At 69.3% G+C, this 13,670-nt stretch carries 14 protein-coding genes; 3 read left to right on the top strand and 11 right to left on the bottom strand.

All coding sequences use genetic code 11. The features are described 5' to 3' along the window. Positions 1-5: 5 nt before the first annotated feature. The 3 genes from BM066_RS06835 to BM066_RS06845 are packed head-to-tail and all read right to left on the bottom strand — an operon-like array spanning position 6 to position 3,098. The gene (locus BM066_RS06835; protein ID WP_089925754.1) at positions 6-1,082 is read right to left on the bottom strand and encodes an acetamidase/formamidase family protein; all 1,077 of its coding nucleotides are present in this window, start codon (positions 1,080-1,082) and stop codon (positions 6-8) included. 13 nt (positions 1,083-1,095) lie between these two features. Next, complete coding sequence (gene ygiD, locus BM066_RS06840) at positions 1,096-1,890, bottom strand: 4,5-DOPA-extradiol-dioxygenase (RefSeq protein ID WP_089925757.1); 795 nt, start codon at positions 1,888-1,890, stop codon at positions 1,096-1,098. Then, complete coding sequence (locus tag BM066_RS06845) at positions 1,887-3,098, bottom strand: aromatic ring-hydroxylating oxygenase subunit alpha (protein ID WP_089925760.1); 1,212 nt, start codon at positions 3,096-3,098, stop codon at positions 1,887-1,889. Before BM066_RS06845 ends, ygiD begins: the two co-directional genes overlap by 4 nt. A gap of 275 nt (positions 3,099-3,373) precedes the next feature. Here BM066_RS06845 and BM066_RS06850 point away from each other — a divergent pair, with 275 nt between their 5' ends. The 3 genes from BM066_RS06850 (at position 3,374) to BM066_RS06860 (ending at position 5,707) form a co-directional block, all read left to right on the top strand. Then, the gene (locus tag BM066_RS06850) at positions 3,374-4,231 is read left to right on the top strand and encodes a TauD/TfdA dioxygenase family protein (protein ID WP_089925901.1); all 858 of its coding nucleotides are present in this window, start codon (positions 3,374-3,376) and stop codon (positions 4,229-4,231) included. Between the two features lie 158 nt (positions 4,232-4,389). Continuing rightward, entirely contained in the window at positions 4,390-5,211 is an 822-nt protein-coding gene (locus BM066_RS06855) for an oxidoreductase (protein ID WP_089925763.1), read from the top strand. Between the two features lie 10 nt (positions 5,212-5,221). Next, positions 5,222-5,707 carry a VOC family protein gene (locus BM066_RS06860; protein ID WP_089925766.1) on the top strand — a complete coding sequence of 162 codons (486 nt, stop codon included), beginning with the start codon at positions 5,222-5,224 and terminating at the stop codon, positions 5,705-5,707. A gap of 33 nt (positions 5,708-5,740) precedes the next feature. Here the strand turns inward: BM066_RS06860 and BM066_RS06865 are convergent, their stop codons facing one another. The 8 genes from BM066_RS06865 to BM066_RS06900 are packed head-to-tail and all read right to left on the bottom strand — an operon-like array spanning position 5,741 to position 13,608. Then, on the bottom strand, positions 5,741-6,934 hold the full coding sequence (locus BM066_RS06865) for a M23 family metallopeptidase (protein WP_143093670.1): 1,194 nt from the start codon (positions 6,932-6,934) through the stop codon (positions 5,741-5,743). Between the two features lie 52 nt (positions 6,935-6,986). Further along, a complete protein-coding gene (locus BM066_RS06870; protein WP_089925772.1) occupies positions 6,987-7,844 on the bottom strand; it encodes an NAD-dependent epimerase/dehydratase family protein in 858 nt (285 codons plus the stop codon). Between the two features lie 22 nt (positions 7,845-7,866). After that, positions 7,867-8,679 carry a TauD/TfdA dioxygenase family protein gene (locus tag BM066_RS06875; protein WP_089925776.1) on the bottom strand — a complete coding sequence of 271 codons (813 nt, stop codon included), beginning with the start codon at positions 8,677-8,679 and terminating at the stop codon, positions 7,867-7,869. A gap of 15 nt (positions 8,680-8,694) precedes the next feature. Further along, positions 8,695-9,189, bottom strand: a complete 495-nt coding sequence (locus BM066_RS06880) for a flavin reductase family protein (RefSeq protein ID WP_089925779.1) — start codon at positions 9,187-9,189, stop codon at positions 8,695-8,697. Further along, positions 9,186-10,574, bottom strand: a complete 1,389-nt coding sequence (locus tag BM066_RS06885) for a zinc-binding metallopeptidase family protein (protein WP_089925782.1) — start codon at positions 10,572-10,574, stop codon at positions 9,186-9,188. The genes BM066_RS06880 and BM066_RS06885 overlap by 4 nt, the downstream gene beginning before the upstream one ends. 2 nt (positions 10,575-10,576) lie before the next feature. Continuing rightward, on the bottom strand, positions 10,577-11,236 hold the full coding sequence (locus BM066_RS06890) for a cysteine hydrolase family protein (RefSeq protein ID WP_089925785.1): 660 nt from the start codon (positions 11,234-11,236) through the stop codon (positions 10,577-10,579). Continuing rightward, positions 11,233-12,297, bottom strand: coding sequence for an LLM class flavin-dependent oxidoreductase (locus BM066_RS06895; RefSeq protein ID WP_089925788.1), 1,065 nt, complete (start codon positions 12,295-12,297; stop codon positions 11,233-11,235). Before BM066_RS06895 ends, BM066_RS06890 begins: the two co-directional genes overlap by 4 nt. A 12-nt stretch (positions 12,298-12,309) precedes the next feature. Further along, positions 12,310-13,608: an MFS transporter gene (locus BM066_RS06900; protein ID WP_089925791.1), complete on the bottom strand. Its 1,299-nt coding sequence runs from the start codon at positions 13,606-13,608 to the stop codon at positions 12,310-12,312. Between the last annotated feature and the right edge of the window lie 62 nt (positions 13,609-13,670).

The raw sequence follows: 13,670 nt of genomic DNA on the forward strand, positions 1-13,670 counted from the left end.
CTCCTCTAGCCTTTCATCCGGGGGAAGATGTCGCGCGGAATGCGCACGTGGCAGCCCTGCTTGCCGTCGACCACCTGGGTGACGCCGAAGTCCGAGGCCACGCTCATCAGTGAGTAGGCGTCGTTCTTCGACAGTCCGACGTGATCGGACAGAAGGGTCAGCATATTCAGCGAGGCGTCGCGCATGGCCACGTTAAGATCCTCGTCGAAGCCATGGACGATCCACCATTTCGGGGTCTCCAGCAGAGGTCCGGGCGAGACGAAGTCCTTGCGCAGGACGATCTGCATCAGGACGTTCAGCGAGCTCTCGATGGCCGTGCCGGAGATCTCGCCGTCGCCCTGGCTGACATGGGGATCGCCGATCGAGAACAGCCCGCCCTCCACCTGGACGGGATAGTACATCGTCGCCCCCGCCCCGATCCGCCAGTTGTCGATGTTGCCGCCGTGGGCCCCCGGCGGAATGGTGCTGACCCGGCCGTCGACGGCGGGCGCCACCCCGGCGGTGCCCAGGTGCGGACGGGCCGCCACCCGCACCCCGCCCAGGGCCGGCTGGCGGTCGCATTCGGGGCAATGGGTGATCGTCCCGGGGATCAGGTACTTGCCCTCGAAATCGTAGGCGTAGAGGGCGCTGGCGGTGTTGGTGTTCTGATCCAGCTCGTAGATCGTCACCCGCTCCTTCTCGCCGAACTCCTTGTAGAGATAGCCCCAGTTGGCCGCGAGGTTGGAGCCGTAGTTGTTGCGCGGGACCATCCGCAGGTAGCGCACCTCCAGCACGTCGCCCGGCTTGGCGTCCTCGACATAGATCGGGCCGGTCATGATGTGGACGCCGGGATTGCGGTCGTCCTCGGGGATCTCGGTGAAGATGCGGGTGACCGCCTCGTCCATCATCAGGTCGGGGGCGTCGCCGGCATGATGGGTGATGGCCTCGGCGCTGACCAGGTCGCCGCTCTTGACGCGCAGGGCCGGCCTGATCGACGGGTCGAAATAGCCCCAGTGCACGGTGGCGGGCGTGGCCTTCAGGGTGTGCAGGGCGCCGGGCAGGACGTCGGGGCGGGTCTGGCCGGGTTCGCAGATGAAGGGCATCGGGTGTCTCCGGTCAGGCCGCGGCGGCGGCGAGCGTGACGGACGTCATGCTCAGCGAGCCGTGCTCGATGTGGTCGGGGGCGAAGCTGGCCACGTCGCCGGGCAGGCGCGCGCCCAGCACGTAGAGCAGCGGCCAATAGTGGTCCGGCGTCGGCACCGAACGGGCGGCGTCCTGGCCCTGCGAGGCGAAGTTCACGGCCCGCTCGGGCGCGTCGTCGACGATCGCCTGCTTGACGTAGTCGTTGAACCGCTGCGACCAGTCGTAGGGCGCGCAATGGCGCTCGCCCCAGTTCATGGCCGGCAGGTTGTGGACGATGTTGCCGGTGCCGACGATCAGCACGCCCTCGTCCCGCAGCGGCGCCAGGCGCCGGGCCAGTTCGAAGTGCCATTCCGGCGGCCTGGTCGCGTCCATGCTGAGCTGCACGACCGGCACGTCGGCGTCGGGATAGACCTTGCTCAGCACCGACCAGGTTCCGTGGTCCAGGCCCCAGGCCTGCTGGTCCAGGACCACCGGCTGCGGCGCCAGCAGGTCCCTCACCCGCGCCGCCAGCTCGGGCGAGCCCGGGGCCGGATACCGCACGTCGAACAAGGCCTGAGGGAATGAGGCTCCGAAATCGTGGATCGTCCTCGGCGCGATCATGGCGGTGACGCCCACGCCCTGGGTCAGCCAGTGGGCCGAGACGCAAAGGATGGCCCTGGGCTTGCCGAACGCCGCGCCCATCGCCTTCCAGGTCTTGGTGGTGTCGTTGGTCTCAAGCGCGATCATCGGGCTGCCGTGACCGAAGAAGACGACGGGCATGCGGCTCATGCGGCGGCCTCCGGCTTGGCAGCTTTCAGGGTGGCCCAGGCCTTCTGGTAGCGAGGCGTAAGCCAGCGGTTGAACTGCACCTGCGCCCCCTCCTGCCAGGAATAGCGGCCGCGCGCCGCGAACCGCGAGCGCAGCCCCACCTGCACCAGTTCGTCGACATGCATGTCCTGGGCGATGATCTTGCCCGCCGAGGTCATGATCATCTCCAGCCGCTCCTCGAAGCCGGGGGTCTCGGTGGCCCCGGGCGCGACCAGCAGGCCGGTGTCCTGCTCCATGGTCTCTGGGCCGGTCGGCCGCAGGATCAGGTAGATGACCATGTCGCTGGTCATCACCAACGACAGGGTCGGCGGGATGTTGGCGAAGGTGGCGCGGTTGCGGTCTTCGTCCGTCAGCTTGGGAAAGATCGGCAGGACCGCCTTCTGGGTCGGGTTGAAGCTGACGTCCGGATGGGTGGTGCCGTTGTAGCGCAGGAAGCCGGCGTCGCCCTCGGCCGCTTCCGGAAAGCTGCACAGCTCGCTGGGGATGAAGTCGTGCAGCGGGCCGCGATGCAGCTTGTTGGCGTGGTAGCCGTCGTTGTTGTTCTCGAACATCACCTTCCAGTTCCAGGCGAACTGGCCGGTCATGGGGGGCGTCAGGCCCTCGGCGTTCGACAGATCGTAGTTGGCGATGGCCTCCTCGACCGCCTTCAGGCGCGGCGCCAGCGGCGGCGCCTCGGCGTCGAAATTGATGAAGATGAAGCCCAGCCAGATCTCGACCTTGAAGGTCGGCAGCCTGACGGCCTTCTTGTCGAAGCCGCAGGCCCGCTCCATGGCCGGGGCGTTCACCAGGTCGCCGTTCAGCGAATAGACCCAGTGGTGATAGGGGCAGACGAAGCCGCGGGCGTTGCCGCGGCCCTCGGCCACCAGCATGGCGCGGTGCTGACACACGGCCGACATCGCCTTGATCTCGCCCGCGCGGTTGCGGGTCACGATGATCGGCTCGCCGATGATCGTGGTGGTGAAGTAGTCGCCCTGTTCCTTGACCCAGTCGACGCGGCCCACGCACAGCCATTCGTGATTGAACAGCGCCTCCTTCTCGAAGGCGTAGAAGGCCGCGTCGGTGTAGCAGGCGGGCGGCAGGGTCTCGGCCGCATCGACATCGAGGGTCGATCGCGACAGGCCGTCGAAGAAGGCGTCGTCCAGGTGGGGGGCGGCGGGCGTGAGGCCCATGGCGAGTGCGCTCCTTCGATAGATCGATACGAAGGCTAGGCGCGGCGCGCCTGTCGGTCTTGCACCAGCGCGCACGATAACTTGGCCGTCGCCCGGCGCGCGGGCGGCTTCGCCGGGTTCTCGGGCGGAAATGAGCAAAAGTCGCGCAAGACGCGCGCATCGCCGACTTTGCGGGACGCGCACGGAAAGCGATCGGGCGCGCTGGGGAAAGACGCCTCCCCGGGCGATGCCTAGCCTCGGGTCCAGACCGCTTCCAGAGGACCACGCCCGTGGACATGACGCTCGCCGACGACCTGACGATCTCGGACCTGAAGCCCGGCTTCGGCGCCCGGATCCACGACATCGACCTGCCGTCCGCCTCGGACGCCCAGATCGACAAGGTGGTGGCCGCCTTCCACCGCCACGGCGCCGTCGTGGTCCCCGGACAGACGATGACGCCGGACGACCTGATGCGCTTCATCGGTCGGTTCGGCGAGGCCGAGGACCATACCCAGACCCGCTTCACCCTGCCCGGCTATCCGAAGATCTTCATCCTCAGCAACCGGGTGGTCGACGGCCAGCCGATCGGGGCCCACAACGACGGGGTCGGTTGGCACACCGACTACAGCTACAAGCCCGAGCCGGTGATGCTGACCATGCTCTATGCGGTGGAGGTGCCGGACGAGGGCTCTGACACCCTGCTGGCCGACGGCTGCGCCGCCTGGAACGCCCTGAGCCCCGAGAAGCAGGCCGAGCTGCTGCCGCTGCGCCTGCACCACAGCTACAAGCACTTCATGGCCACCCGCCAGTTCGGCCAGCAGCAGACCCTGTCGCCCGAGTTGGAGGCGGCCAATCCCGACGTCGAGCATCCGCTGATCCGCACCCATCCGGCCGACGGCCGCAAGGCGCTGTGGCCCTCGACCGGTACGGTGACCGAGGTGATCGGCAAGCCCGGCCCCGAGGGTCTGGCCCTGATCGGCGAGCTCGTGGAATTCATGACCAGCGAGCCGTTCGTCTATCGCCACAAATGGGCCAAGGGCGACCTGCTGATGTGGGACAACCGCTGCACCCTGCACACCGGCACGCTGTACGACGACACCAAGTATTTCCGGACCATGCACCGGCTGTGGGTGAAGGGCGACAAGCCGTACTAGGTCTTTCGCAGGGCCCCTTTCGTTGTCATCCCGGAAAGCGCGCAGCGCTTGTCCGGGACCCAGGGGCCGCCGCACCGCCTTCGCCCAGTCCCCTGGGTCCCGGCTCTCCGCTACGCTACGGCCGGGATGACAACCTTTGTGATGAGTTGAGAAGATCCATGACCCAGACCTGGCTGATCACCGGCGTGTCCGGCGGTCTCGGACGCGAGATCGCCCTGGCGGCCGTCGCCCGCGGCGACGTCGTGTTCGGCACGGTGCGCGGCGCCGCGGCCGCCGACGCCTTCGAGCGGCTGGGCGGCCGCGCCCTGGTGCTGGACGTCACCGACGAGGCCGCCGTGCGCACGGGAGTCGCCCAGGCGGAAGCGGCGGGAGCGATCGACATTCTGGTCAACAACGCCGGCTACGGCCTGGTCGGGGCGGTGGAGGAGGCCTCGCTCGACGAGGTCCGCGCCCAGTTCGAGACCAATGTCATCGGCCCGCTGGCGATGCTGAAGGCGGTGCTGCCGGCCATGCGCGCGCGCCGCGCCGGGCGGATCATCAACATCACCTCGGTCTCGGGTCTGGCGGTCTGGGCCGGCACGGGCGTCTACTGCGCCAGCAAGTGGGCGCTGGAGGGCCTGACCCAGACCCTGGCCGCCGAGGTGGCCGAGTTGGGGATCAAGGTCGTCAACGTCGCCCCCGGCGGCCTGCGCACCAACTTCGCCGGCGGCTCCAAGACCGTCGTCGCCAGCAAGATCGCCGACTATGACGGCCTGGCCCGCGACGCTGAGCGGATCATGGCCGACCACGCCGGCCACGAGCCGGGCGACCCGGCCAGGGCGGCCCAGGCCATCCTGCGCATCGCCGACGAGCCCGCCCCGCCCCTGCACCTTCTGCTGGGCGAGGACGCCCTGAAATACGCCGGCTACGCCGCCGCCGGCCTCCAGGCCGACATCGACGCCTGGAAAGACCTCACCCTGTCGATCGGCTTCGCCAAATAAGGGACCGCCCGTGACCAACACCCTGATCTTCGTCGACCTGGCCTCGGAAGACCCGGACGCCGCCGGCCGGTTCTACGCGCAGGTGTTCGGCTGGGAGAACGACGCCCGACCCCAGGGCGAGTACCACCGCATGGTGCCCGGCGGCTTCTTCAAGAAGAGCGACGGGACCGACAGCGAGATCGGTAACCTGCACCTGGGCATCTTCAAGGCCGCCAACGCCCGCCCCCACCCCGAACCGGCCGGCGTCGAGCCCCGCCACCTATCGACTGACGGCCGCAAGCCGCGCGTCTGGGTGCTGATCGGCGACGACGACAGCGCCGACCGCATCCTGTCGACCGCCGAAAAGCTGGGCGCGGTCCTGCTGTGGCGCGATCACTATTGGGCCGAGTTCAACGGCTACAATCACGCCTTCCGCGACCCGTGGGGCAACGAGATCGTCCTGTGGGGCAAGGCCGGGGCGAACCCGCAGGTTCCAGCGGAGTTCACGCGGGAGTAGGCTCGGCGCCGCTCCGGGACACCGAAGGCCTGCTCACCGGAACTGCAACACGTCTCCGTCCAGCGGCGTCTGCTCCCGCCGCGCCGACGGCGGGCCGAGCGAGACCTTGGCCGTCCGATCCAGCGCGTCGCTGATGCTCACCGCGCCCAGGCGGTCGAAGCGGTCGATGACGAACGGCAGGCCTTCCGACTCCTCGAAGGTCGCCGCGTCGGTGACCTGGAAATGCAGGTGGGGCGCGTTGGCGGCGCCCGACTGGCCCAGCAGCCCGATCACGGCGCCGCGCTTCACCCGATCACCGGCCTTGACGGTCAGGCTGCCGGGCTGAAGGTGAGCGTAGGACACGAAGACCCTGGGCGCGATCTCCAGCACCACGAAATTGCCCATCAGCGACCGGGCGGTCAGCTCGGCGGGCGCGGGCGGACTGGTCATCGGCCTGTTGTCGGGCTGGCCGTCGCGGGCGTCGCGCACCACGCCGTCGGCCACCGCCAGCACCGGCGCGCCGAAGCCCGCCCAGTCGGCGTCGGTCGACTCGGTCAGCTTGTCGAGGGCGGCGCGCACGGCGTGCCCCGCCTGGTCCAGCCCGAAGAAATCGACGGCGTAGCGCTGCGGGATGGTGACCCGGCCGTTGGCCGCCACCAGGCTTCCCCAGTGATGGGACAGGTGATTGCCCGGCCCCTCGTGAGCCAGCCAGCGCCCTTCGCCCAGCGGTGGGCCGATGACGATCGGCGGCGCGGCGTCAACGGCCGTGCGGACGCCGTCGACCAACTGCTCGGGTCCGGCCGGGGGCCGAAATTCCAGCTGGTGGCGCAGGACCTTGGGCGGCCTGGCGCCGGCCGGCAGGTCGAGCCACAGGAACAGCACCACCTGCCCGCCGCCCTCGACGGGCACGCCGGCGCGCGCCACGTCGGCGGGATGGGCCAGCAGGTCGTTGACCTGGGCGTCGACGAAGCTGGCCAGCGGCGTGGTCTCGTCGTCGGCATAAACGCTTACCCGCCGCAGGGTCAGCGTCCCGGTGTCCTTGTAGAAATTGCCGACATGCAGCTCATAGGCCAGGTGCGTCACGCCATCGCTGCCGACCGTCGGCCGGGGCGGCGCCGGAACTCGAACCTCGACGGGAGCCTGGGCGAAGACCTGGGCGGGAGAGGCGATCGCGCCCCCGGCGTGCGACGCCGCAAGCAGGCCCAGGAGCGCCGCGCCCAGCCAGGCGAGAAACCGACACGACTTCAACGACACCGCTCCCCGACTGCTTCCCCTGTTTGAAAGGCGCCCCGTCGGCTTGTCAAACCAGGACCTTCGGCGCTGGAGCCTGCCGGTCGTCGTCGACGCGTTCCGGCGCGCCCACGAAGCCCTTGGCGCAGTACCAGCCGCCCTGGAACGGCGCGGCGAGCGCGTCCTCCCCCGGCCCGGCCAGCACCTCCACCGCCCAGTCCTCGGCGTTGTCCCTCGGTGCATAACCTAGGAACGCCACGTCGGAATTATCCCAGAAACTCCGTGTGTTGCCTGAGACTCCGTACACGGTCGCATAGCCGAAATCGGCGGCCTCGATCCCGCAGCGCACCAGCTCGACCATGTCGCGCGGGCTGATCCAGACCGACAGTTGGCGAATGTCGAACGGCCGGTCGCGATAGGCGCCGATCCGCAGGGACAGCACCTGCAGCCCGAACTTGTCGGCGTACATCCGGCCCATGGCCTCGCCGAACACCTTGCTGACGCCATAGTAGCTGTCAGGACGCGGGACCATCGTCTCCGCCGTCGGCGTGTCGCGGCGATGAAAGCCGGCGGCGTGGTGCGACGAGGCGAACAGCACCCGCTTCACCCCAGCCCGCCGCGCGGCTTCGAACAGGTTGTGGACGCCGACGATGTTGGCCGGCAGGACCTGGTCCCAGGCGTTGGTCTCGGGCTCGACGGGCACGCCGGCCATGTGGATGACGGTGTCGATTCCGGCCATCGCGGCGACCAGGGTCGGGAGGTCCAGCAAGTCGGCGTGAACCGTTTCCTCTCCCGATCTCGCGGGCGCCAGCGGCGTGATGTCGGCCAGGCGCATCAGGCCGTACCGGCCGGCGAGGCCCAGGCGGATCGCCGAACCGATGCCGCCGGCCGCGCCGAGCAGGAGGATGCGGCGGTTCAGCGGGCTCATCTACAGGACCCCCGCGAACGGGCTAGAAAGGCCGGTCGCCCGCCACCGTCACCCGGTAGCCCGTGCGGGTGTCGGGGAAATAGTCCCAGATCGCCTGGTGCCAGGTGCAGCGGTTGTCCCAGAAGGCCACTGAGTTCTTCCGCCAGCGGAAGCGCACCTGGAAGTCCGGATTACTGGCGTGCTGATAGAGGTAGCTCAGGATCGCCGCGCTCTCGGCCTTGGACACGCCCATGACGCGGGTGGTGTAAGACGGATTGACGAACAGGCTCTTGCGGCCGCTGACCGGATGGGTGCGGACGATCGGGTGGACCGAGCAATTGTACTTGCGGTCGATGTCCGGGAAGATCGCCTTGTAGACCGGATTGGCGTCGTGTTCGGCCGACAGCCCCTCCAGATAGGCCTTCATCCGGTCCGACAGGGTGTCGTAGGCCGCGTACATGCTGGCGAAGCAGGTGTCGCCGCCGTCCTCGGGCAGGACCTTCATGTAAAGGATGCTGCCCAGCGGCGGCTCGGGGTCGCAGGTCAGGTCCGAGTGCCAGTTCTCGCCCGCCACGAACTTGGAACTGGCGTCGGCGTGGATGGCCACGATCTCCGGATGGTCGGGCAGGCCGGGCACGCCGGAATGGATGGCCAGGTTCCCGAACTTGCGGCCCAGGTCCTTGTGGGCCTCGTGGTCCATCTGCTGGTCGCGGAAGAACACCACCTGGTACTGGGTCAGGGCCCGGTGCAGCTCCTCGAACTGGCGATTGGTCAGCGGCTTGCCCAGGTCGACGCCGAAGATTTCCGCGCCGATCCGGCGGGTCATCGGCCTCACATCGAGCACGTCGTAGGTCATGCGGCGCAACTCCCACTAAACGTTCAGGAAACCGCCGCGCACATAGACGAGCGGGGCCTTGGCTTCGTCGACCGCGACGCGCAGGACACGGCCGACCAGGATCTCGTGATCGCCGCCGTCGTGGGCGGCGTGCAGGTCGCATTCGACGCAGGCGACCGCGCCGGCCAGCAGCGGCGCGCCACAGACCCCGGCCTCGACGGCGGTCAGGGCGAAGCGGTCGTCGGCCCCGCTCTTGGCGAAGCGATGGGCCAGGTCGCCCTGGTCGCTGGCCAGGATGTTGACGCAGAAGCTCCTGGCCTGGCCCAGGGCCGCCAGGGTGCGACTGTCGCGCTTGAGGCAGACCATGACCAGCGGCGGATCCAGCGACACCGAGCTGAAGGCGCTGACCGTGGTCCCGACCAGCCGGCCGTCGTGACAGACGGTGACCACGGTCACCCCCGCCGCGAAGCTGCCCATGGCCTTGCGGAAGTCGTGCGGCTCGGGCGCCATGTCCTTGGCGACGGCGCTCATCCTTCGTTTCCGAACGGGTTGTCGGGATAGACCGCCGAGGCGGGGCGCTTCCCGCTGTCCTCGGGACTGGCCCGGCCGCAGACCGCCAGGGCGGTCAGGGCGTAGACCAGGGCGCTGTCGACCAGGTCCTGCGGGGTCGGCCGCCAGCGCTTGAAGCCGGTGGTGATGGCCGGGATGCGGTGCATGTTGAAGACGTTGTGGTCGCGCCACATGCTGGAATAGACCGGGTTGGCCAGGGCGACCGGGTGACCCAGGCTCAGCCTGGTGGCGTCGTCGACGGCGGCGACCAGAGGCGCCACCTCGCGGGCGTCGGCCTCGAAGCCGTGGCGCACCACCACCGGCTCGATGTCGATACGGCCCAGGCCGTTGTCGCGGACCATGGCCTCCAGCGAATGCTGGACGTCGGCCACGCGCTGCTTCGGGGTCAGGCCGACCTCCAGATAGAGGTTCACCAGCTCGGTGCCCGCCCCGAAGGCGAACGGGATGCCGCCGCGGATCGAGGCGATCTGCGACTTGGGCTGGGCCACGCCGCCGGGGCTGTCGTAGCGGCTGGCCTTCTCGTATTCGCCGCTCCAAGCGTGGATGGCGTCGGTGAGCCGGCCGATCTTGTAGATCGGGTTCGGATGCTGGGCGGCCGTGGCCGGATGGTCGAGCAGCGGGGTGAACACCCCCTCCCCCCACACCTGAAAGCGGAACACCGCATAGCCGCAGCCCACCCAGGTCAGACCGAAGTCGCAGCCCTCGGCGGCGATGGCGTAGTCGGGGGCGACCCCGCCGTGGTGGAACAGGTAGTGGGCGCCGATGTCCTTGCCCATATAGGCGACGCCGCGGTGCTCCTCGATCGGCTCGGGGCCGATCTCGCCGGGACAGGCGGTCAGGTACATCTTGCCGGCCAGCTCGTAGCCGGCGGTCTTCAGCGCCTTGGCGGCGATCAGGAAGCAGCTCATCGGGCCGCGATCGTTGGCGATCGGATAGCCGTACAGCTTGCCGTCTTCCAGCCAGCACTTCTCCCATTCGGGATTGGCGATCGTCTCCGGCGCATACTTGTAGGCGTCCAGGTCGGGGTTCCAGGTCGGCGCCTCGGTGTCGAGATGGGCGGTGAACAGCAGGTTCTTGCCGATCCCCTTGCCGCCGTGCACGCCGATGATGTTGGGCCGCTCCGGCGTCGCCCCGACCTTGCGCGGCGAGAAGCCCTCGCGGGCCATCCAGTCGTGGACGTAGTTGGCGACCTCCAGCTCCTTGCCGGACGGCGCGGGGATGTTGCCCAGGGTCAGGGCCAGCTCGACGATCTCGTCCTGGCTGATCGCGGCGGCGATGGTGGCGCGGTCGGCGTCGGTGACCTGGTAGGGCGCGGCGGCGCCCGGCGGCGGAAATCCGTCGGCCATGTTCAGGCAGCCCCTTTCCAGGCGTCGGCGATCGCGGCCGTGTCGGTGAGGATCGCGCTGTTCAGCTCCATCACCTTCAGCGACGCGGCATGGATGTCCGCCTCGTAGGCGGCGCAGGCGTCGGCGGCGACGAACACGTGGTAGTCCAGGTCGAAAGCGTCGCGGACGGTGCTGTCGACGCAGCATTCGGTGGTCAGGCCCGCCACCACCAGAGTGTCGACGCCCATCTTGGTCAGCTGCATGTCGAGATCGGTGCCGACGAAGCCGCTGTAGCGGGTCTTGTGCACCACCAGCTCGCCCGGCGCCGGCTTGGGGCCGTAGAACTCCGAACCGACCTGCCCCGCCCGGCACAGGGCCGCGTCGACGTCGGGATCGCCGCCGCGCCGGCGCAGGCGCTCGTTCCAGGCCGCGGAGTCGGTCTCGGGCGTGGTCGACAGGCCCACGAACACCACCGGCACGCCCGCCGCGCGGGCCTGCGCGACCAGCGTCTCGGCCGCCGCCAGGGCGGGCTGGACCACGCCCATGTCGATGAACGCGCCCAGCACCCCGTCGGGCGAGGCGAAGTCGACCTGCATGTCGATCACCAGCACCGCCGTGCGCCCGGGCGCGATCCAGGCGGCCAGGCCGTCCGCGGTCTCTCCGGTCGGGCTCACGGCGTTCACGAATAGACCGCCCGCAGGCCCGGCAGGATGTCGGCGCCGAACATGGTCAGGCCCTCCACATAGTCGGGGAAGATCAGCATCAGGCCGTCCAGCTCGCAGGAGGTGACGAACTCCTCGATCTGCTCGGCGCAGGTGGAGGGCGCGCCGACCACCGTGTGGGTCATGAAGGCGCCCTGCTGCCTGGCGACGGTGTCCAGCTTCTCGGCTGGCACGCCCCAGCTGGCCAGCATGGCCAGGATCGCGCCCATGTCGGCGCCGTCCTTGTAGTGCTCGACCATGGCCGCGGCCTTGGCGTCGGTGTCGCCGTGCACCACCGTGCACATGGCGTAGGTCTTGATGGTCTTGCCCATGGCCTCGGCGGTCTTCTTGGCCCGCAGCGAGGCGTCGCGGCGCTCGTCGGCCGTGCGGCCGCCGATGAAGCAGGCGTCGGCCTCGCGCACCGAGAACTGGAAGCCGCGGTCGGACATGCCGGCGCAGACGATCTCGGGGCGCGGCCGCGACAGCGGCTTGGGCTTGGACTGGCAGTCCTTCATCGTGAAGAACTTGCCGGCGAAGTCGACGCTGTCCTCGGCCCACAGGCGCTTGACCACCGTCGTCCATTCCTCGGTCAGGGCGTAGCGGTCGTCGTGGCTCAGGCTGTCGTCCCAGGCCCCCATCTGGTCGAACTCGCCCTTGTAGGCGCCGGCCACGATGTTCAGGCCCGCCCGGCCGCCGCTGATGTGGTCGAGCGTGGCGATCATCTTGGCGGCCACGGCCGGGTTCTGCAGCAGCGGATGGATGGTGGCCCAGATCCGGACGTTCTTGGTGGCCTCGGCGATTCCGGCCATCATCGTCACCGACTCCAGGGCCGTGCCCCAGTGGTCGGTCTCGCCGCCGAAGCCGCGGAACTTGCCCATGGACATCACGAAGTCCATGCCGACCTGGTCGGCGGTGACCGCCGCGGCCCGGTTCTGCTGGTAGAGGCCATCGAGGACCGGGGTGGTCTTGGAGATGATCCAGCCGCCGTTGGCGACCGGCAGGAAGACCCCGAAGTCCTTGTGCTTGGATGGACTGTGGAACATGGCGGATCCTCCTTACGCGGCGTCTTGAAGCATATCAGGGATCGGCTCGGCGACGGGATCCTGCAGGACGGCCTTGCGCGGCGGCCGCATGAACAGCGCCGCCAGGAAGATGACGCCGATCACCGCGGCGAACAGCTGGAAGGTCGGGGCGAAGCCGCCGAGGCGGTCGCGCATCAGGCCGCCGATCACCGGACCCAGGGCCGAGACCGCGCCCGCCAGGCAGACCAGCGAGAAGATCTCCAGATTGTTCTTCCGGCCATAATAGTTGAGCAAAAGGATGCTGACCGCCAGCACCGTCAGGCCGAACCCGACGCCCACGCCGACGGCGAACAGCATCATCACCGGCCAGGTCGTGGCGTGGGTCAGGGCCAGCAGGCCGACGGCCATCATCCCTTGCGCGCCAGCCAGCAGCCAGCGCGGGTCGACCCGGTCGCCGATCAGGCCGCCGCCCAGTCGGGCGGCCACCTGCATCAGGGATTCCAGGCTGATGGCCGTGACCGCCACCGCCGAGGCCACGCCGATCTCGGAGAAGTGGGTCGGGGCCAGGCTGACGGCGGTCACCCCGCCCAGCAGGTGGGCGAAATAGGCGGCCAGGATCACCCAGAACTGCGGGGTGGCCAGGGCCTCCCGCACCGTCCAGTCGCTGGTGGTGCGATAGACCCGGGCGTCGGCCGGCGCGGTCTTGGCCGCCTCGGCCACGGCCTTGTCGGTGTCGACGGCGGCGGCGGCCAGCCAGGCCCGCCCGCCGACCAGGGCCGCGCACAGGGCGCCGACCACGACCGAGGCGATCGCCTGGGCCCACCAATAGGGCCGCCAGCCGCCGTGGGCCATCTCCATGCCGGTCAGGGCCATCCACGGTCCGGCCACCCCGCCCAGCGAGCCGATGGTGAAATAGATGCCGAACGGCAGGGCCCGCTTCCTGAACAGCATCGACAGCACGTGGGTGCCGGGGATCAGGGCCATCATCTGGTAGCCGACGCCCAGCAGGGCCGTGCCGACCAGATAGACCGCCAGCCCATGGGCCGCGGCCAGGCAGGCGAAGCCGGCGACCATCACCGCCGAGCCGGCGACGATCGTTCCCCTCACCCCGACCTTGCGGACCAGGATGGCCGGCAGCCACGACGAAGCCCCGCAGAACGCGCCCAGCAGGGTGAAGCCGAAGAAGGCCCAGCCGAAGCTCCACTTCAGCTCCTTGATCATCGCCGGCAGCACCACGCCCAGCGACGAGAAGGTCGAGGCCGTGATCGTGAACAGCACCAGGCTGAGCGCGGCCAGCAGCAGCCAGGACCGCCAGGGGATCGTCTTCGACATGGGAGCCTCCATGCATAGGCGAAGCCCCCGCGCCGCCGTTTCCGGCGGCGCGGGAAACAGGA

Source organism: Caulobacter sp. UNC279MFTsu5.1 (genome assembly GCF_900114015.1).
Lineage (GTDB): Bacteria > Pseudomonadota > Alphaproteobacteria > Caulobacterales > Caulobacteraceae > Caulobacter.

Bases quoted from the DNA above. Each gene is read 5' to 3' on its own strand.
- BM066_RS06835 (WP_089925754.1), bottom strand. From the start codon at position 1,082: ATGCCCTTCATCTGCGAACCCGGCCAGACCCGCCCCGACGTCCTGCCC.
- ygiD (WP_089925757.1), bottom strand. From the start codon at position 1,890: ATGAGCCGCATGCCCGTCGTCTTCTTCGGTCACGGCAGCCCGATGATC.
- BM066_RS06845 (WP_089925760.1), bottom strand. From the start codon at position 3,098: ATGGGCCTCACGCCCGCCGCCCCCCACCTGGACGACGCCTTCTTCGAC.
- BM066_RS06850 (WP_089925901.1), top strand. From the start codon at position 3,374: ATGACGCTCGCCGACGACCTGACGATCTCGGACCTGAAGCCCGGCTTC.
- BM066_RS06855 (WP_089925763.1), top strand. From the start codon at position 4,390: ATGACCCAGACCTGGCTGATCACCGGCGTGTCCGGCGGTCTCGGACGC.
- BM066_RS06870 (WP_089925772.1), bottom strand. From the start codon at position 7,844: ATGAGCCCGCTGAACCGCCGCATCCTCCTGCTCGGCGCGGCCGGCGGC.
- BM066_RS06875 (WP_089925776.1), bottom strand. From the start codon at position 8,679: ATGACCTACGACGTGCTCGATGTGAGGCCGATGACCCGCCGGATCGGC.
- BM066_RS06880 (WP_089925779.1), bottom strand. From the start codon at position 9,189: ATGAGCGCCGTCGCCAAGGACATGGCGCCCGAGCCGCACGACTTCCGC.
- BM066_RS06885 (WP_089925782.1), bottom strand. From the start codon at position 10,574: ATGGCCGACGGATTTCCGCCGCCGGGCGCCGCCGCGCCCTACCAGGTC.
- BM066_RS06895 (WP_089925788.1), bottom strand. From the start codon at position 12,297: ATGTTCCACAGTCCATCCAAGCACAAGGACTTCGGGGTCTTCCTGCCG.
- BM066_RS06900 (WP_089925791.1), bottom strand. From the start codon at position 13,608: ATGTCGAAGACGATCCCCTGGCGGTCCTGGCTGCTGCTGGCCGCGCTC.